13 protein-coding genes, 1 other RNA gene, 1 pseudogene and 1 riboswitch are annotated in these 19,450 nt (G+C 41.1%); all 15 genes and pseudogenes read right to left on the minus strand.

The window, feature by feature from the left end:
• Nucleotides 1–74 precede the first annotated feature (74 nt).
• The 15 genes and pseudogenes from JOC78_RS08170 to gap all read right to left on the minus strand — a co-directional run bounded on the left by JOC78_RS08170 (nt 75) and on the right by gap (nt 19,423).
• A complete protein-coding gene (locus JOC78_RS08170; protein WP_204554020.1) occupies nt 75–3,326 on the minus strand; it encodes an ATP-binding protein in 3,252 nt (1,083 codons plus the stop codon).
• Complete coding sequence (locus JOC78_RS08175; RefSeq protein ID WP_204554021.1) at nt 3,319–3,681, minus strand: response regulator transcription factor; 363 nt, start codon at nt 3,679–3,681, stop codon at nt 3,319–3,321. The genes JOC78_RS08170 and JOC78_RS08175 overlap by 8 nt, the downstream gene beginning before the upstream one ends.
• 12 nt (nt 3,682–3,693) lie before the next feature.
• On the minus strand, nt 3,694–5,352 hold the full coding sequence (locus JOC78_RS08180) for a diguanylate cyclase (protein WP_204554022.1): 1,659 nt from the start codon (nt 5,350–5,352) through the stop codon (nt 3,694–3,696).
• Between the two features lie 358 nt (nt 5,353–5,710).
• Nucleotides 5,711–5,794: riboswitch (cyclic di-GMP riboswitch) on the minus strand.
• A 547-nt stretch (nt 5,795–6,341) separates the two neighbouring features.
• Nucleotides 6,342–6,698: a transfer-messenger RNA gene (gene ssrA, locus JOC78_RS08185) on the minus strand.
• A 166-nt stretch (nt 6,699–6,864) separates the two neighbouring features.
• Nucleotides 6,865–7,332 (minus strand): SsrA-binding protein SmpB, encoded by a 468-nt coding sequence (smpB, locus tag JOC78_RS08190; RefSeq protein ID WP_204554023.1) that lies wholly within the window; start codon nt 7,330–7,332, stop codon nt 6,865–6,867.
• A 107-nt stretch (nt 7,333–7,439) separates the two neighbouring features.
• Nucleotides 7,440–9,746 carry a ribonuclease R gene (gene rnr / locus JOC78_RS08195; protein ID WP_204554180.1) on the minus strand — a complete coding sequence of 769 codons (2,307 nt, stop codon included), beginning with the start codon at nt 9,744–9,746 and terminating at the stop codon, nt 7,440–7,442.
• A gap of 67 nt (nt 9,747–9,813) precedes the next feature.
• The gene (locus JOC78_RS08200; protein ID WP_204554024.1) at nt 9,814–10,560 is read right to left on the minus strand and encodes an alpha/beta hydrolase; all 747 of its coding nucleotides are present in this window, start codon (nt 10,558–10,560) and stop codon (nt 9,814–9,816) included.
• A 183-nt stretch (nt 10,561–10,743) separates the two neighbouring features.
• Nucleotides 10,744–10,977 carry a preprotein translocase subunit SecG gene (secG, locus tag JOC78_RS08205; RefSeq protein ID WP_204554025.1) on the minus strand — a complete coding sequence of 78 codons (234 nt, stop codon included), beginning with the start codon at nt 10,975–10,977 and terminating at the stop codon, nt 10,744–10,746.
• 108 nt (nt 10,978–11,085) lie between these two features.
• On the minus strand, nt 11,086–12,036 hold the full coding sequence (locus JOC78_RS17845; protein ID WP_420829925.1) for a methyl-accepting chemotaxis protein: 951 nt from the start codon (nt 12,034–12,036) through the stop codon (nt 11,086–11,088).
• Nucleotides 12,031–12,831, minus strand: a pseudogene (locus JOC78_RS17850) (cache domain-containing protein); the annotation flags it as partial. The pseudogene JOC78_RS17850 and the gene JOC78_RS17845, both read right to left, overlap by 6 nt.
• A gap of 166 nt (nt 12,832–12,997) precedes the next feature.
• Nucleotides 12,998–14,293 carry a phosphopyruvate hydratase gene (gene eno, locus JOC78_RS08215; RefSeq protein ID WP_204554027.1) on the minus strand — a complete coding sequence of 432 codons (1,296 nt, stop codon included), beginning with the start codon at nt 14,291–14,293 and terminating at the stop codon, nt 12,998–13,000.
• A gap of 27 nt (nt 14,294–14,320) precedes the next feature.
• Nucleotides 14,321–15,856, minus strand: a complete 1,536-nt coding sequence (gpmI, locus tag JOC78_RS08220; protein WP_204554028.1) for a 2,3-bisphosphoglycerate-independent phosphoglycerate mutase — start codon at nt 15,854–15,856, stop codon at nt 14,321–14,323.
• Complete coding sequence (gene tpiA, locus JOC78_RS08225) at nt 15,849–16,610, minus strand: triose-phosphate isomerase (protein ID WP_204554029.1); 762 nt, start codon at nt 16,608–16,610, stop codon at nt 15,849–15,851. Before tpiA ends, gpmI begins: the two co-directional genes overlap by 8 nt.
• 42 nt (nt 16,611–16,652) lie before the next feature.
• Entirely contained in the window at nt 16,653–17,837 is a 1,185-nt protein-coding gene (locus tag JOC78_RS08230; protein WP_204554030.1) for a phosphoglycerate kinase, read from the minus strand.
• 578 nt (nt 17,838–18,415) lie between these two features.
• Nucleotides 18,416–19,423 (minus strand): type I glyceraldehyde-3-phosphate dehydrogenase, encoded by a 1,008-nt coding sequence (gap, locus tag JOC78_RS08235; RefSeq protein WP_204554032.1) that lies wholly within the window; start codon nt 19,421–19,423, stop codon nt 18,416–18,418.
• Between the last annotated feature and the right edge of the window lie 27 nt (nt 19,424–19,450).

Consider the following 19,450-nt stretch of genomic DNA (forward strand, 5'->3'; position numbering starts at 1 on the left):
GTACACTGACACCAATATAGCAGAAGAAAAATCTTTTACAAAGGAAATTCTTAACAGTCGATCCGTGTTGCTATTCACTCACTATTTTTTTCTTCATAATGGACATCTGGGAAATGCACTGTTCCCTGATCTGATTCTTGATTAATAAAGTTTGCTAATACTCTCGATAATTGCTCTGGAGGGTACGGTTTGGTTAAATACTTTTCAATATTGTACTGTTGGACTTTTTCATCTGACCGATCAAGTGCTGATGAAATAATAATCGGAATATGCTTCGTATGTTCGTTTTCTTTCAGCTTCTCTACTAAGTCCCAGCCATTTATGTCTTCTCCTAGCATAATATCGATGATTAGCCCTACCACATTTAATCTTGTCGCATCTTCAAAAGCTTGCTGAGGATGCGTATGGTGTATGACCGTATACCCTTTTCCTTTTAATTCTTCTGATAAAAGAAGAGCCAGGCTCGCATCGTCTTCAACGATCATTACATTTAAGCCTTTGTTGATGCTCATATGTTTATTGTTTTTCATTGGTTTAGTAAGGAGAGGAAGACTGAAGTAAACACTGGTTCCTTTTCCTTCAGCGGACTCAATCCAAATTTCTCCTGAATGCTTCGAGATAATTTCTTTGCTTATGGCAAGCCCCAGCCCAGTGCCTCCAATCTTTCTGCTTGAACTGTTGTCAATCCTCTTAAATTTCTGGAATAGCTTTGACAGTTCATTTTCAGGAATGCCTAGACCCTGGTCTTGAATTTTCACTTGGATATCATCACCATTATTCTCGAGACTAACAACCACTTCTCCCCCATTAGGAGAGAATTTGATCGCATTGCCGATCAAGTTAATTAAAACCTGCACAATCCGCTCATAGTCTGCAGAAACCTCAACATATCTTGCACCGTCAATTAACTGGATGGAGTGATTTTTTTCATGACGGAAGCGGTTGACTACGTCGATCGCTAGCTTATCCATGTTCGTAGGTTTAAAGTAATATTGCTGCTTCCCTGTTTCCATCCTTTGCAGGTCCAGGAAATCATTAATCAGGTTTGTAAGCCTTTTTGCCTCTTTATGAATCGTTTCAATGTACTTTTTCTGACGTTCTGGTTTTACTTGTTTATTCAATAGCAATTCAGTAAAGCCTAACACACTTGATAGCGGTGTTCGCAGCTCATGACTCACCGTACTGACAAGCTCGGACTTCATTTGATCCACTTCATGTTCTTTCGTTATATCACGATGAACCAGCACCGTACCAATCTTGTCTTCGCCAGCAAACACGCTCGTTGCATAAACCTCAATGAAATTATTCAGATCTTTCCCTAGTGAATAGCGGCATTTACGTGTTTCTCTAAATTCTTCTTCAATCGACCGATGAAGAAAATCTTTAAGTTCACTCGTATCATTGCATTTTTCAAGCAAATAGGAAATCCATTCTTTTTTAGAGCCCATATTACTTACCGACCAATCATTGCATTGAACCATATTGCAGAAAGCTTCGTTTACTTGAATCAGTTTTCCATCATCAGAGATAAATTGAATGCCTTCGTTCACATTATCCATAATATCCTGATTCAGCTTTCTAGCCTTTTCCACGTCCTCATGCATGAGAATTCGTTCAAAAGCAATGGACACTCGGTTCATCATTCCATTGATCTCATTTAACTCTGATAATTGGAAGCTATGGCCTTCACGTGTAGCTGCTAAAATAGCTACAATCTCCCCTTCTTTATTACGAATAGCAGAGTAAAGATCATAGCAATAATAGACATCTTCCGTTAAACAATTTCCATTCGCCATTTCTCTCTTAATGACAAATGATTTGTCACTTTGCAGCCTAGTCAATTTATCCTCAGAGAAGGAACTGAATATTTTTTCTATACTGTTTGGTGCCAGTCCTTGAGATACATACAAGTTAGTCCCTGGCACAAACATAATACTTGAATCGAATTTGTGCAGTTCAAATAAATATTGATGAATAACGGTAATAAATTCATGCTTGTCTAATGTGAAGGTTAGGGAATGGTTTAATTTATCATATTGTTCTAAATGCAATTTTGTTTCTTCTGATTGTTCCAGCGAAGCCGCAAGCTTTTTCTGCATTTCTTTTATTTTCGTAATATTAATTCCTATCATTATATATTGATAAGGAATCCCTTTAGCATCTACATAAGGGACAATCGTATTTTTCAGCCAAAATAATTCGCCATCTTTGGCTTTATATTGAACTTCATCCCCCCAGATCACGCCATTTTGAATTGTTTTCCACATATTCTCAAAGAATGAATCGGGGTGATAAGAAGATTTGATTAGCTGCTGTGTTTTCCCAATTACTTCATCTTGAGAGTATTTAGTCAGCTCACAGAACATATCATTTACATAAGTAAGGACGCCATCTTTATCTGTTATCGCAACCACTGCTGATTTATCCAAGGCTTTGGTCATGCTGTGAACTTCTGTCAATGAATGCTGGAGCCTCTCTTGATTTTCTTCCAATTCCAACTGCTGAGCAGTCAATTCTTCATTTTGTGCTGTCAGCTCTCCCTCTTTTTCCTGAATGGATTTAGACATGTCAATAAATGCATTTGACAGTAATCCCAGCTCATCCTTACGCTGATTTATGTCGTCTAGGTTGATGAAATTTCCTAAAGATAATGCATTCGTCGCTGCGATCATTTTTTCTAATGGACGGATCAGGTTCAGTAATAGCAGCCAGATCGCTATGATAAAAATCAGGACCGTTAAACCGCTTCCAACAAAGGCTAGAATGGTCGTTTTTTGACCTTGATCCAGAATTTTGTGGAATAGTTCATTTAATCGAGCATCTGTTTCATTTTTAAATGAGCTGGAAAATTTGACAAAATTATTGACCAGTTCATTTGTCCCTCCACTGGACAATGATCTTAACCCTTCATAGTCATCATTTTTCACTAAACCCACAGCTATTGGAAGTATATTATTTTTATAATTCTCGTGAAATTCAATTAAGCTATTATATAGTTCTTTTTCTTCGCTTGAAAGATCTAGCTTCTTAAATTGATTTAAATTCTTTTCGAACTTCTCCAGGTTGTCATAGAGCAGGCTTAATTCCTTCTCGTCTTGAAATGCATAATAGCCCCTTGCCCGAAAAAATATTTGATTAAAACTTTTGTCCATTTCTTCTACCAATTTCGCCTTTTCTCTCAGTGAATCCCGTTCTCTTTTCAAAGAATCATTTAGCGCTTGACTATACATAAAAAAAGCGGTAAACACAGCTGTCACGATCAACAGTAGAATAAGAATGTATCGTATATAATTAGTTCTGATACTGTTGTTTCCGATGTTATCCATTAAGGATCTCCTTCACTACACTTTCTAAATCCGAGGGACTAAATGGTTTAGCCATGAAATAATCTGCCCCTTTATCCAGCACCTCTTGCCGGTCAGCCACTTGAGCCTTCGCTGTCAGCATTAATACTGGCAGTTTTGCTTTTATCGAATCAGGTAAACGCTCGATCACTTCAATTCCAGTCACATTTGGCATCATATAATCTAGAATCATTAAATCGTACTCTAGCTGCTCTACTTTTTCCAACGCTTCCTGACCATCCTCTGCTTCTTCTACCTCGTATCCTAAATCCTCTAATGTGTCTAAAATCAGCATTCTAAGGATTTCTTCATCATCAACTACTAATATCTTTTTCATTTTTTCTACCCCTTATTTGGTCAACTTTTGCGTGAATACCCGCTTGATTAAACCTATGATTCTAGCAGACACTTCTCTCGTATCAAATGGCTTAACAATATAGTCATCGGCTCCATTATCCAATGCTTTAATCACATGTTCTTCTCCAGTCCTTGCCGTCAGCATAGAAACAAGAATATCCTTATGATTATATTTGCTTCGAATCTCTTTCAGCACTTCAAACCCATCCATTTCAGGCATCATGCCATCTAGTAAAATCATATATTTCCCATTTGGCTTATACCAATCTGATGAAAGAAAACTGATTCCATCTTCAAAATCGATGACATTCATTCTGTATGCTTCACTTGGCTTCCAATGTACAAAGAAGTTTTTGAGCATTGAACGAATCACATGGTCATCGTCCACAATAACAATCGTGATATCTAACGGACATTTCTTCATTTCTAAACCTGTATGATAGGTCACCGCTCGGTTGCGGCCTGTTTCTTTAGCGATATAAAGAGCCTGATCGGCTAATTCCAGCATTTTTTGCGGATGCGTAATGTCTTCATTGATACTGATAATTCCTGCTGAGAAAGTGACGTTAAAACTTTCTTTTTCCGTAAAGAAAGGAGTAACAGATAGCTTTTGTCTAATTCTATCCATTAATAGCTGCGCAGCCTCCTCTTCACTTCCAGGTAATAACAGAACAAATTCTTCCCCGCCATACCGGCAAAAAATATCCTCCTCCCTCTTTACTTCATTCACAGTATCGCAAAACATCTTAAGGACTTCATCCCCTATTAAATGTCCATATGTATCATTTATATTTTTAAACAAATCTAAATCTAAAATCACCAGTGAAAACACATAGCTTTGACGAACATATTTTTTGATAAGCAAATTCAAATGTTCCTTCATATATTTACGGTTATACACCTTCGTAAGTTCATCGATTAAAACTAATTTTTCAATTTCTTTTTTATAGCTTAACCGGTTTTCTATATACGCGACAAATATATCTGCATTAATGGGTTTAGCAATGAAGTCAAGCGCTCGCAAATTATAGGAACGTACTCGGTTTTCAATGCTTGCGTCAGCACTTACAATTGCAATAGGAATAAAGGTTTTGGTCGCTTTTTTAAATATACCTTCAAGTATGTTGAAGCCATTCATATCCGGGAGGTGGATATCTATGCAAATAAATGAAGGTTGAATATCATAGATGAGGCTTAAACCCTTTGCTCCGCTAGTGGCCACCATAACCGAATATCCCTGCTTTTCTAATAAATCCTTCGTGTAGGTAATAAATTCTTTATCGTCATCAATAAGCAAGATAAACTCTTTATCCAGGTCATGTGGACCAATCCCTTGTTCAGCAGCTCTTGACGTCTCAGCTGCTGGCACTTGATTAGCAATTACCCCCACCTCACATAGCCGTATCAACGGGTCAAGAAAGAACTCCCACTTTGCTCTCGGCCAAGGCTTATAGCTATCCTCCGATAAAACAAACAGCTTCTCTTCAATCACCCCGGCAATTTCCTCTAATCCAATTGAGCCTGCTGTCCCCTTTAGCGTATGCAGTAAAAGATACAGCTCATTCTCTGTGACGTAGTCTTTCATCAGCCATTTGTTCAAAGTTTTATCCGTTCGTTCAAAAAACATTTTTTGATACTTGTCAGTCTGCATGGTCTTTCCTTCTCCCTTTATGAAAATATTAAATGAATAAAATTGCTTCTACATATAAAACGGACTGTAATAAAGCAAGTTTGTTTTTTATCAAATGCAGAGACTCTTGATCGACTTAAGTTGAAATCCGCTACCAAAATCCATAATATACCATGTTAAATAAAGAAAGGATTACTTACTTAAATGACATGAATATCCTTTATCATATTTTCGATTTTGTATTTGAATTGAGCGAATCCTATTGACACCATCATATACTAGATTCTTGATAATCGTAACATACCTTAACCTATTTGTATGAGTAAGGAAACGTTCAGCTGACATGTGAACTTTCAGGAAACAAAAAAAAAGACCAATTTATCTAATTGGTCGGTTGCATCACTAGCTCCTTATACTTCAGATGCCCAGATGAAAAGTATAATTCAAAGCTTCCTTTTAAGTTCCACTATACCCTTATTTAGCAAATTCAAAAAATTGCTAATTAGAATTATCATATAGTAAACGCTTATAAAAATCAACGCTTATTAGACTTATAGAACCATTGCTAATTACCCATAAGAATACATTGAATAGATAAGACAGATTACTTAAAAACATTAAACTTTCTGCTTCAAAAATGACAGAGATGCACAGGAAAAGAAGCATGCCTAAAAAACTTCTGATACTCCCACTTCATCTATACACCCTTAATATCATTTGTAAGGTTGATAAATCGTTGTTCAATTTCTTCCATTCTTTTTGGACTAATATAACGCCTGATCTGCTCTTTCAAGAATATGTGAGTGAACCTTATATATTTCAGCCACCTTTCCCTAGTTCCTTATTTTTTATTGTCAATTCTAAATACTTCGCAAGCTATATGTAAGTGAGAGATAGAATGTCTTAAGGCTATACAAAATTTAATTTACGCACTTAAAAAGGCTCCCCCACAATCGGGAGAGCCTTTCAATTATAAATAGTAAGCCCACCAAAGGCATAATGTATGTATTTGGTGGAGACGGTGGGAGTCGAACCCACGTCCAAAGATAACGGCACTTAAGCTTCTACGAGTGTAGTCGATATATTCGCGTTTCGCTAACTTGTCTGCCTATCGACAGGCGTCTAAGCAGCTAGTCTGATTATTCTCTTCCTTCTCCCTCAGACGGTGGGATCCGGCGTAACCCGCTAAGTTTGAGTCCGCTACCCTACCACACGGGTAATGGAGGGGCGAACCTTTAAACTGCTATTAGGCAGCTAAAGAAAGATTGTTTTGTTTGCCAGTTATTGGCTTTGGCGTTTTAACGAGGCCGACCCCCTCGACTCGCAACCTAAGCTCGAACTACCCCTGTCGAATCCGTAACGTCCCCATATAAGATAGGAATGCTGCCTAAGCAGCTTCGTCCGGAAGCTCGGAATACATCCAAAGCTAAGTGTTACATTAGTTATTATACCACAAAACACTCTAAACGCAAACATCCGGGTCCGGCACCAAAATGCTTTTGCATCAAGGTTTTCGGACCCAAAACAATGTTTTTACATTTTTTGTCTATCACGGAATGCCCGTTCGATATCGCGCTTCGCTTCTTTCTTCTTCAAATCTTCTCGTTTATCGTATTTCTTTTTACCGCGGGCTAATCCAATTAACACTTTTGCATAGCCGTTTTTTAAATACATTTTTAACGGAACAATCGAATAGCCTTCTTCTTTTGTTTCCCCAATCAATTTAGCAATTTGCTTCTTATGCAAGAGCAGCTTGCGCGTCCGGAGCGGGTCATGATTATAACGGTTCCCTTGCTCATATGGACTAACATGCATATTGTATAAATAAAGCTCGCCTTTGTGAATTCTGGCAAAGGCGTCTTTTAAATTCACTCTTCCCATGCGGATGGACTTAATTTCTGTTCCCTGAAGAACAATGCCTGCTTCATAAGTCTCTTCGATAAAAAAGTCATGACGCGCTTTTTTATTCTGAGCGAGTACTTTACCTTCTCCCTTTGGCATACAGATCACCTTTCTCTCTTCAAGCGAAGGGCTATCGTGTTATTTGTTTTCGGTCGTTTTAGGCCTCAACCTTTTGCACGACAGCTCCTTCAAACTATTTCTTGCTGTTACCCGTTTCTTTTCTTACGTTTTTTGGCTTGCTTTTTCGCTACGCCTTCAAAGAATTTGCCTTTTTTCTTCTTTTTGCGCGGAGGCTGAGTAGACCATTCTCCGCTTTCTTTCTCGCTGTTTCCTTGAGGGCCGCGCTTTTTGCGGTCACGGTCTGACGGTTTCGTTTTTACCACTTTCGGCTGGTCCATGCGCGGACGAGGTTTGGCATTTTTCATCCCGACAATTTCAAAATCAATGGACTGTTCTTCTTTATTTACATTGGCTACACGAATAGTGATTTCATCCCCTATACGGAATACATTACCTGTCCTTTCCCCGATCATGGCGTAATGACGCTCATCATAGCGATAATAGTCATCTGTCATATAAGAAACATGTACAAGTCCTTCAATTGTGTTTGGCAATTCCACAAACATACCGAAATTAGTTACAGAACTGATGACACCATCAAATTCTTCACCCACTTTATCAAGCATAAATTCTGCCTTTTTCAGCTCATCTGTGTCGCGCTCTGCATCGACCGCACGGCGTTCCATGCTGGATGTATGATCTGCAATTTCCGGCATACGCGCATCCCATTTCGCTTGAGTAGCAGGATCAATCTTGCCTTCAATCAAGTAAGTACGGATTAAACGGTGCACAATTAAATCTGGATAACGGCGGATCGGAGACGTGAAATGAGTGTAGAACTCTGTTGATAAGCCAAAGTGCCCCAAGCTTTCAGGATTATATTTCGCCTGCTGCATCGAACGAAGCATCACGGTCGAAATAACAATCTCTTCCGGTTTTCCTTGAATCGATTCAATAATCTCCTGTAAAGCACGCGGGTGCACTTCATTCGCAGAACCTTTCACGACTAACCCAAAATTGGTAATAAACTCGAAGAAACGCTGCAGCTTATCTTCTTTCGGGTCTTCATGAATACGGTAGATGAACGGTACATTCATCCAATGGAAATGCTCTGCCACCGTTTCGTTGGCACATAGCATGAATTCTTCAATGAGACGCTCGGCTACAGAACGCTCTCTTAAAACGACATCAGTCGGCTTTCCATCTTCGTCCACAAGCACTTTCGCTTCTTTGAAATCAAAGTCGATGGCGCCTCGGGCCGTTCGTTTTTCACGAAGGATCTCAGCCAGCTTCTCCATTTCTTCAAAAAGCGGAACCAGCGGCTCATATTTTTGGCGTAGCTCTTCATTTTTCTCTACTAGTATGTCATTGACATCCGTATACGTCATTCGTTCAGTTGTACGAATCACACTTTGGAAGATTTCATGGTTCACCACTTCGCCGCGCGGATTAATTTCCATTTCACAAGACAGTGTTAACCGGTCGACTTTCGGATTTAATGAACAAATGCCGTTAGATAGGCGGTGAGGAATCATCGGAATCACTCGGTCGACTAAGTAAACACTTGTTCCACGCTCATAGGCTTCACGATCAATGGGAGATTCTTCTGTCACATAGTAGCTGACATCGGCAATATGAACACCTAGTTTATAGTTGCCATTGTCAAGCTTCTTGACCATAACCGCATCATCTAAGTCTTTCGCGTCTGCACCATCAATGGTCACAATCGTTTCTTCACGCAAATCGCGGCGGTTTCCGATTTCTGCTTCATCAATTTCATCCGGCACACTGTTCGCCTGCTCCAGTACCTCTTCAGGAAACTCTTGCGGCAATCCATGCTTAAAGATGATGGACATAATGTCTACTCCTGGATCATTTTTATGTCCAAGAATGGTCACGACCTCACCTTCCGCATTTTTTCGGCCTTCAGGATAAGAAGTGATCTTCACCACTACTTTATGGCCTTCAACCGCGCCATTTGCGGCTTCTTTGGGGATAAAAATATCACTGGCGAATTTTTTATCATCAGGAACAACGAAACCAAAATGTTTGCTGTCCGTGTAAGTACCGACAATTTCAGTTTTGCCGCGTTCAATAATTCGGACAACTGAGCCTTCTCGTCTAGAGCCGCTTGATTCAGATGTCACACGGACAAGTGCGATGTCTCCGTTTAAAGCTCCATTCGTTTCATGCGGCGGGATAAACACATCATCCATCCCTTGCTCATCAGGCATTAAAAAAGCAAACCCTTTCGCATGTCCGGAAATTTTCCCACGGATTAAATTCATTTTTTCAGGCAAACCGTATCGATTCGCTCTCGTGCGAACGACCAGTCCCTTGTCTTCCATGTACACTAATGCTTTAACAAAGTCTTTAAATTCACCGGAATCGACTACTCCAAGCGCTTCTTCAAGCTCTTTCACTGTCAGCGGCTTGTAGGACTCTTCCTTCATATATGTCAGTAACCGATCCACATGGCTATTCGCGTGCTGTTCCACTGTATCCCTCCATTCGTCAGACTTAAACTGTCCAGTCCAAACGTTCTAAAAATTGGTAAATATCTTCATGAAGCTGTTCTTTTTCTTTGTCGAGTGTAATGACATGACCAGATTCTTCGTACCATTTCATTTCTTTCATGTTTGATTCGACTTCATTAAATATAATATTTGCACTATCGGTATTAATCATGTGATCATTCCGTGCTTGAACCACAAAAGTTGGCGCATAAATCATATCCACATTTTTACGCACATCAGAAATTAAATTCTGCAGCGCTTTTAAAGTGTTCATCGGAGTCTTTTTAAACTCTTCTATTTCTTGTTCGATTACGTCAGCCGATTTCCCTTCAAACTTTTTAAATTCGCGGGCGTATTCAACGACCCCTTTGTACATGACCTCTTCACTTTTTATGTACATCGGTGCACACATTGGAATTATACCCTTTACCGGCTGCGTGTAACCGAGTTTCAAAGAGAATACTCCGCCTAGTGAAAGACCGCAAACGGCTATTTCTTTATAGCCCTGATCGACTAAATGCTGATAGCCGCTCTCTACATCCTGCCACCAATCCTCGGGTCCTGTTTTCACAAGTTCTTCTGGAGGTACGCCATGTCCTTTATAATGAGGGGCGTGGCTCGTGTATCCTTTCTTCTCTAAAAACCGGCCGAGCATTCGCACGTCCGCAGAATTACCGGTGAAGCCGTGCAGCAATAGCACAGCGCGTTCTCCTGCTTCAAATGTAAACGGTTTAGGTAGTGCTGGTCTCATGATGAAAAAACTCCTTTATATTAGTATGAACCGAACATGTCACGATCATCATTATTTTACGAAAAATATGCAAGAGGAGCCAGTGAGAGACTTCTGCCTGCTTCCTGCTCATTAAGATTGTGTCCTTTTAGACGGACGGCTATAGAAAAAGCCCGGCCAACTAGGCGGCCGGGCTTGCTTTTTTTATAGTCCAAAGTAAGAAACAGCAATCGTCAGTGCAAAGAATAAAACGGATAATACAACTGTTAATCTGTGCAATACTAAGTCAATCCCGCGTGCTTTTTGCTTGCCGAACAGCTGTTCAGCTCCACCAGAAATAGCTCCTGATAAACCAGCGCTTTTTCCAGATTGTAAAAGAACGACGACAATCAAACTGATTGAAACGATAATTAACAAAGTAACTAATAATGTATGCATATCAAAACCTCCATCGAACGAACAATCGAATACCACTATTTTAACACAATATAGTAAAAAAGAACAATTAGGAATTCAAAATAGAGGCTCAGCGATCTCTATCCACTGTTAGTTTAGTTTAAATCTCTGAACGGATTGATGCAGTTCATCAGCAAGCGTCGATAGTGACTCAGTAGAAGCAGATATTTCTTCGATCGATGCCAGCTGCTCTTCCGTCGCAGCCGCAATATTTTCTGTACCGGCAGCCGCTTCATGTGCACCAGACTCCAGAGACTCTACTGAGTAGACGATCTGTTCTGTGTCACTGCCAATGCTTTCGATTTTATCTGAAATATTGATAATGACTTCTTTCACATGATCGATGGCCGTTTGTATTGCATTAAAATTATTGTTGGCTTGATCAATCGTCTGAACGCCTTCTTGCACTTCCGCTGTTGATTGAGTCATAGTCGCTTCTGCCTTCTTGACTTGCTGCTGAATATTTTGAATGAGATCAGCAATCTTTCCTGTTGAGGAAGAGGACTGCTCAGCAAGTTTTCTTACTTCTTCGGCTACAACAGCAAATCCTTTGCCATTTTCCCCTGCCCGCGCTGCCTCAATTGATGCGTTTAATGCAAGTAAATTGGTTTGGTTCGCAATATCAGAAATGACCTTCACGATACTGTCAATATTATTCGTTTGCTTAACGAGCGTCGAGATCACCTCTGCCAAACTTCCAATTGAATCAGTAATGTCATGCATCTGACTGGCAGATGACGTAAGGATATTCATTCCCGTTTTAGCTGCATCGGTTGCTTCTGTCGTTGCAGCCACCGCTTCTTTTGATTGGCTTCGGATCACAATAATCGAGTCATTCATCTGCTTCACTGTTGAAGTTGTTTCATTAATAAATCGCTTCTGAACCTCTGCACTTGATGCAATGCCTGACATGGAGTCCGAGATTTGTTCAGAGGCATTCGTTGCTCCATCAGACGCCGCGTTCAGTTCATTAGCAGCCGCCGACACTTTCTCGGCATTCTTGTCTACATCATGGATAATGTGGCGAATTTCATCTTGCATGACGTTAATGTTGTCAGCTAAACGGCCCAGTTCATCTGAACGTTTAATAGAAAGAGAGCGCTTACTTAGATCTCCTTTTGAAATATATTGAACTGCTTTATCAACTTGAAGCAGCGGAACAATCAAACGCTTCGTATAAAGATAAATAATTAAACCGCCAATAATAAATGCACCGACTAGCGTAATTAGGAGCGAGGTTAAAATCCGGTCGGCTCCGCTGTTAAAATCTTGCATATATGTACCGGCTCCAACGTTCCAGCCCCAGTGGGGATCTTTAGCAATAAACGTTACTTTCGGCTCTACTTCACCTGTTTCAGGAAGAGCCCATTGGTAATAATGAAATCCGCCATTTTTATTGGCGTTTGCTACATCCACAAGTCCTTGTCCAACATTTACCCCATCTGGATCCACAGCTTCGGTTAAATCCTCGTCTTCTAATTTCGGATGGGCAAGCAAGATCCCATTGTCGTCTAATACAAACATATAGCCGGATGCGCCCAAGTCAAACTTGTCTGTAATCGGTCTTGTCCCATCTGACTTTCTTTCCCCTAGCATCATAACTTTCACTTGTTCCTGCGCTTCTTTCAGCGGCAGTTCCCCAGATTCAACCTGTTTATTTAAAAGCTCGATGGTTGAGAGAACGAACTGTACATCATTCTTTAAATTTTGTTCACCCAAACCATTTAATTCATCCTTCGCTTGACTAAAAGAAACAAGGCCCACAATTAAAGCTGGTATAGCCAATAAAACAAGTGTAATTGCAATAAAACTGGTTTTAATGGATTTAAACTTCACTTTCCCCCCGCCTTCCCCTTATATACTCCTATCATTTTAGCACTTTTTTCTAATTTTCACTATAATTATCATAATATTTTCACCTTTCAAAAAGAGACCAAACCTATTTAAATTTGACAAAAAAAATAAGCCTGGCATTTATGTGCCAGGCTTTGATTCAATCAACTTATTTCTTTAAGTTGTAGAAAGATTTAATTCCTTGATATACCGCTAGATCAGCCAGCTGATCTTCGATGCGAAGCAATTGGTTATACTTCGCCACACGGTCCGTACGTGAAGGTGCACCTGTCTTGATTTGACCTGCATTTGTAGCTACAGCCAAATCAGCAATCGTTGCATCTTCTGTTTCACCAGAACGGTGAGAGATGACAGCCGTATAGCCTGCGCGTTTCGCCATTTCGATCGCATCAAACGTTTCAGTCAGCGTACCAATTTGGTTCACTTTAATTAAGATGGCATTGCCGATTCCTTGCTCAATTCCTTGAGCCAGTTTCTGCGTGTTTGTAACGAATAGATCGTCTCCAACAAGCTGAACTTTACCGCCGAGGCGTTCTGTTAACAGCTTATGGCCTTCCCAGTCATTTTCATCCAATCCGTCTTCAATAGAAATAATCGGATATTTAGAAGCAAGTTCCTCATACCAGTCAACCATTTCAGCAGAAGTTTTAACCACACCTTCTCCAGAAAGATGGTATTTGCCGTCTTCTTTATTGTAGAACTCAGAAGAAGCTGCATCCATGGCAAGCATCACTTGTTCTCCAGGCTTGTATCCTGCTTTTTCAATCGCTTCAATAATGGTTGACAGCGCCTCTTCATTGGATTTCAAGTTCGGAGCAAATCCGCCTTCATCTCCAACAGCTGTGTTTAAGCCTTTTGCTTTCAATACCGCTTTTAAGCTATGGAAAATTTCTGCGCCCATGCGTACGGCTTCTTTGAAGCTTTCTGCACCAACAGGCATAACCATAAATTCTTGAATATCTACGTTGTTATCAGCGTGCTCGCCGCCGTTCACAATGTTCATCATTGGCACTGGAAGCTGTTTAGAGTTCACGCCGCCAAGATACTCGTATAAGTGAACACCTAGGAAATCTGCCGCTGCATGAGCTGCCGCCATAGATACACCTAGAATCGCATTCGCACCTAGTTTTCCTTTGTTTTCTGTTCCATCTAGTTCGATCATGGCTTGGTCGATTCCAATTTGATCTAATACTTCAAAGCTGCCTACTAATTCAGGAGCAATGACGTCGTTTACGTTTTCAACTGCTTTTTGTACACCTTTACCTAGGTAGCGATCTTTGTCACCGTCGCGAAGCTCAACTGCTTCGTGTTCACCAGTGGAAGCGCCAGATGGTACCATCGCGCGTCCGAAGGCGCCAGATTGCGTATATACTTCTACTTCAATTGTTGGATTACCGCGTGAATCTAATACTTCGCGCGCATAAATGTCAGTAATAATTGGCATTAAAATCTCTCCTTTTCCTAATTAAAATTATTTCTTTATTAGTGATGTCCCTGTCATGTCAGACGGCTGTTCAAGGTTTAGAAGCTCGAGCATCGTCGGCGCCAAGTCTCCTAAAATTCCGTCTTCACGAAGTTCGATATCTTTTTTTGTCACAATAACCGGCACAGGATTTGTCGTGTGAGCCGTCATTGGCTTGCCATCTGTTGTCACCACTTCATCCGCATTCCCATGATCAGCTGTAATAATAGCCGTACCGCCTTTGGAGATAATTAAATCTACAATGCGAGCTAGGCATTTATCCACTGCTTCTACCGCTTTAATAGTCGGCTGTAAGAGACCAGAATGGCCTACCATGTCGGGGTTAGCAAAGTTTAATATGATCGCATCATGCTTATCATTAGCGATTTCTTCAACGATGGCATCTGTCACTTCAAACGCACTCATTTCTGGTTTCAGATCATAAGTCGCGACTTTTGGAGAATTAATTAAAATTCGGGTTTCTCCAGGAAACTCTTCTTCACGGCCGCCGCTCATAAAAAATGTCACATGCGGATATTTTTCTGTTTCGGCAATCCGAAGCTGTTTCAGTCCATTTTCAGAAAGCACTTGGCCAATCGTATTATTCAAGTTCATTGAATCAAAGGCAATTACCCCTTTGACTGTCTCACTGTAAGGTGTCATGCAAACAAAGAATAAATCATTTCGGTGATTATTTCCTTTGTTAAAGCCTTCGAACTTTTCATTTGTAAATACATTCGAAAGCTGAATTGCCCGGTCTGGACGGAAGTTAAAGAAAATGACAGCGTCCTGATCACTTACTCTCGCAATTGGGTCTCCATGCTTATCTGTTATAACAGACGGAATCACAAATTCATCGTTGATCCCATTATCATAAGATTCTTCCACTACTTCTAGCGGATCTTGAAACAATGGACCTTCCCCGCATGCCATTGCACGGAAAGCTTTCTCTACTCGTTCCCAGCGCTTGTCGCGATCCATCGCGTAATAGCGTCCGGAAATCGTAGCAAATTGGCCGACTCCGCACTCTTCCATTTTGTCGAGCGTAGCTTGAATATATTCTTTCGCTGTTCTTGGTCCGACATCGCGTCCATCAAGAAAACCATGAACGTATACTTTTTCAAGTCCTTCTTGAGCCGCTAAGTCTAATAGCGCAAATAAATGTTCGAGATGACTGTGCACACCGCCGTCAGATAATAGACCAAATAAATGAAGGGCTGTGCCGTTTTTTTTCGCATGCGCAATGGCTTGCAGAAACTTTTCATTTTGAAAGAATTCGCCTTCGCGAATCGAAATATTAATTCTAGTCAAATTCTGATACACAATGCGGCCGGCGCCAATGTTTAAGTGACCGACTTCAGAATTACCCATTTGCCCATCTGGAAGACCTACAGCCTCCCCGCTCGCAATTAGATGCGAATGGGGATATTGCTCCCAGTACCGGTCAAAATGAGGTTTCTTCGCTTGTGCTACAGCGTTCCCTTGCGTTTCGCCCCGGCAGGCAAAACCATCTAAAATCATTAAAGCTACCGGTGCTTTAGCCATTGTTTACCGCCTCCAGCAATTGCAGGAAAGAAGCAGGCTCTAAGCTTGCGCCTCCTACTAATGCGCCATCAATATCAGGCTGAGACATGTATTCTCCAATGTTAGCTGGCTTTACACTGCCGCCATATTGAATCCGTACCGCATCCGCTGCTTCAGCTGAAAATGCCTTCTCAACCGTTTGGCGAATATGCGCACATACTTCATTAGCATCTGCAGCTGTGGAAGACTTGCCTGTTCCAATCGCCCAGATCGGCTCATAAGCAATGACCGTTTCTTTTACTTGCTCTTCAGTCAATCCTTCAAGCGCTTGTTTCACTTGAGTTTCAACAAATGCATTCGTTTCTCCATTTTCACGCTGTTCAAGCGTCTCACCACAGCAGACAATTGGTGTTAAACCATATTTAAATGCCGCACGAGTTTTTTGGTTAACCGTTTCATCTGTCTCGTTAAACATTTCACGACGTTCCGAATGGCCGATAATCACATACGTTACCCCCATGTCCTGGAGAGCCTTCGGGCTGATTTCTCCCGTAAAAGCACCATTCTCTTCATAGTGCATCGTTTGCGCACCAATCTTTACTTCAGATCCTTCTACAGCCTGAACCAGCTGCCCTAAAAATAACGCAGGCGAGCAAATGACGCTGTCTACTACATTTGCATCTGGGACAAGACTTTTCACCTCTTCTGCAAAGCTTGTTGCTTCAGCTAACGTTTTATGCATTTTCCAATTTCCAGCAATAATAGGTTTACGCATTATTGAACCATCCTTTCGGGAACTATCGTTTTCGATACTAAATTACTTGTCGTTCAGTGCCACAACACCTGGAAGTTGCTTGCCTTCCATAAACTCAAGGGAAGCTCCGCCGCCCGTTGAGATGTGGCTCATTTGATCAGCAAGATTGAACTGTTCAACCGCTGCTGCTGAATCTCCGCCGCCAATGACAGAATATGTACCTTCTGCTTCTGCCAGCGCTTCGGCTACGGCTTTTGTACCTCCAGCGAACGGTTCCATTTCAAACACGCCCATTGGACCATTCCAAATCACCAATTTAGATTTTTGAATGGTTTCTTTGTACAATTCTCTCGTTTTACTTCCAATATCAAGACCTTGCCAATCAGCAGGAATGTCATCAACACTGACTTCTTTCACTTCGGCATCTTCAGCAAACCGGTCTGCAATGACAGTATCTACAGGCATTAAGAAATTAACACCTTTATCTTCTGCTTTTTTCATAAATTGCTTCGCTAAATCCACTTTATCTTCTTCTAATAATGATTGACCAATTTCATACCCCTTAGCCTTGATAAACGTGTAGGCAAGCCCGCCTCCGATGATCAGGTTGTCTACTTTATCAAGCAGGTGGTCAATCACATCAATTTTATCTTTTACTTTGGCTCCGCCAATGATGGCTGTGAAAGGACGTTCAGGATCAGATAACGCCTTCCCAAGAACATCTAATTCTTTCTCCATCAGGAAACCTGCAACAGCCGGCAAGTGTTTCGCAATACCTTCTGTTGATGCGTGAGCACGGTGAGCCGCTCCAAATGCGTCATTCACATACACATCTGCAAGAGCAGCAAATTCTTTCGCAAGAGATTCATCATTCTTCTCTTCACCCGCATAAAAACGGACGTTTTCAAGCAGCAATACGTCACCGTCGTTCATTTTTTCAATTTCAGCCTTTACGCTTTCACCGTAAGCTTCATCTGTTTTCTTTACTTCTTTGCCGAAAAGTTCTGATAGTCGGCCCGCTGCTGCTGTTAAACGCAGCTCTTCCTTCACTTCACCTTTTGGACGGCCAAGGTGGCTTGCTAAGATTACTTTCGCCCCTTGTTCAGACAAATATTGAATAGTAGGCAGCGCCGCTCTGATGCGCGTGTCATCCGTGACTTTCCCATCCTTCATCGGCACGTTAAAGTCGACACGGCAAAAAACGCGTTTTCCTTTGACATCAATATCCTTAATCGTCTTCTTATTCATTCAAAAGGCCTCCCTTTTCAAATTAAAATTGACAACTCTTAATGGTCAAGGCAACGACGGGCTGATAGAAAGCATCCAAGCTGATCTCACAGGGTTCTCATGGCTTTGCGGCCCCCTGTTTAACCCCGCTTATCTGATTCTAGCTTTTTGTTGTGTATCACTCGCAGCACATAAACTGGTCACACAGAGTTCTCATGGCGTTTGCGGCCCTCTGTATGAACTGGCTTAAACACTTCAAGATTTCGTGTACCAATCGCAGGATCTAAACTGACCATACAGGGTTCTCATGGCTTCGCGGCCCCCTGTTCGGTCTGGCTTACATATTGCAAACTAGATGTGTATCACTAAAAGCATTTAGCTGGTGAAACACGGTTCTCATGGCTTTTCGGCCCCTTGCTTCACCTAGCATTTACAGCACTGCGTGACCTGACACATTCTTCATCATCAATTAGAAAGAGGAGGGGGAATCTCCCCACTCCCCTTCATCCCATCTACATTATAGATGGTGGGTTAATATTTTCCAACCAAGATGATGAAAAATATAACACATTTTTTAATTAGAGTAACACTTTAAGGAATTACAGGCCTTTTTTGGCAATGTAATCAATTAAATCTACTACTCGGCTAGAATAACCATACTCATTATCGTACCAAGAAAGAACTTTTACCATGTTGCCTTCCATAACCATTGTTGATAAAGCATCGATAGTTGAAGACGCAGGGTTGCCATTGTAATCAATAGATACTAACGGCTCTTCTGTATAAGCCAAGTAACCTTTTAATTCACCTTCAGCTGCTTCTTTTAACGCTGCGTTTACTTCTTCAGCTGTTGTGTTCTTATCTAATTCAGCTACAAGGTCAACGACTGACACGTTTGGTGTTGGAACACGCATTGCCATACCGTTTAATTTACCTTTTAACTCAGGCAATACTAGAGATACGGCTTTCGCTGCTCCAGTAGTTGTTGGAATAATAGACTCAGCTGCTGCACGCGCACGACGGTAATCTTTATGCGGAAGGTCTAGAATTTGCTGATCATTCGTATAAGAGTGAACAGTTGTCATCATACCGCGTTTAATGCCGAACTTATCGTTCAATACTTTTGCAAACGGCGCTAAGCAGTTTGTTGTACAAGAAGCGTTAGAGATTACGTGATGATTAGCTGCATCATACTGCTCGTGGTTTACACCTAATACAATTGTAATATCTTCATCTGATGCAGGTGCAGAGATGACTACTTTTTTCGCTCCAGCTTCTAAATGCTTCGCTGCATCCGCACGTTTTGTAAAGCGGCCAGTAGATTCAACCACTACTTCAACACCTAGTTCTTTCCATGGTAATTGCGCAGGATCACGTTCTGCTACTACTTTTACTTTCTTGCCGTTCACTACGATGCTGTCGCCATCTACAGAAATTTCTTCTTGTAAAGTGCCGTGAACCGTATCATATTTTAAAAGGTGCGCTAACATGTTTGCATCTGTTAAGTCATTTACCGCTACTACTTCTAAATTAGGGTTTTTAAGCGCTGCACGAAATACCACGCGTCCAATACGTCCAAATCCATTAATACCAACTTTTACTGCCATGTTAAAAATTCCTCCTTTAAAATGTAA

Source organism: Bacillus ectoiniformans (assembly GCF_016908875.1).
Lineage (GTDB): Bacteria > Bacillota > Bacilli > Bacillales > Domibacillaceae > Bacillus_BX > Bacillus_BX ectoiniformans.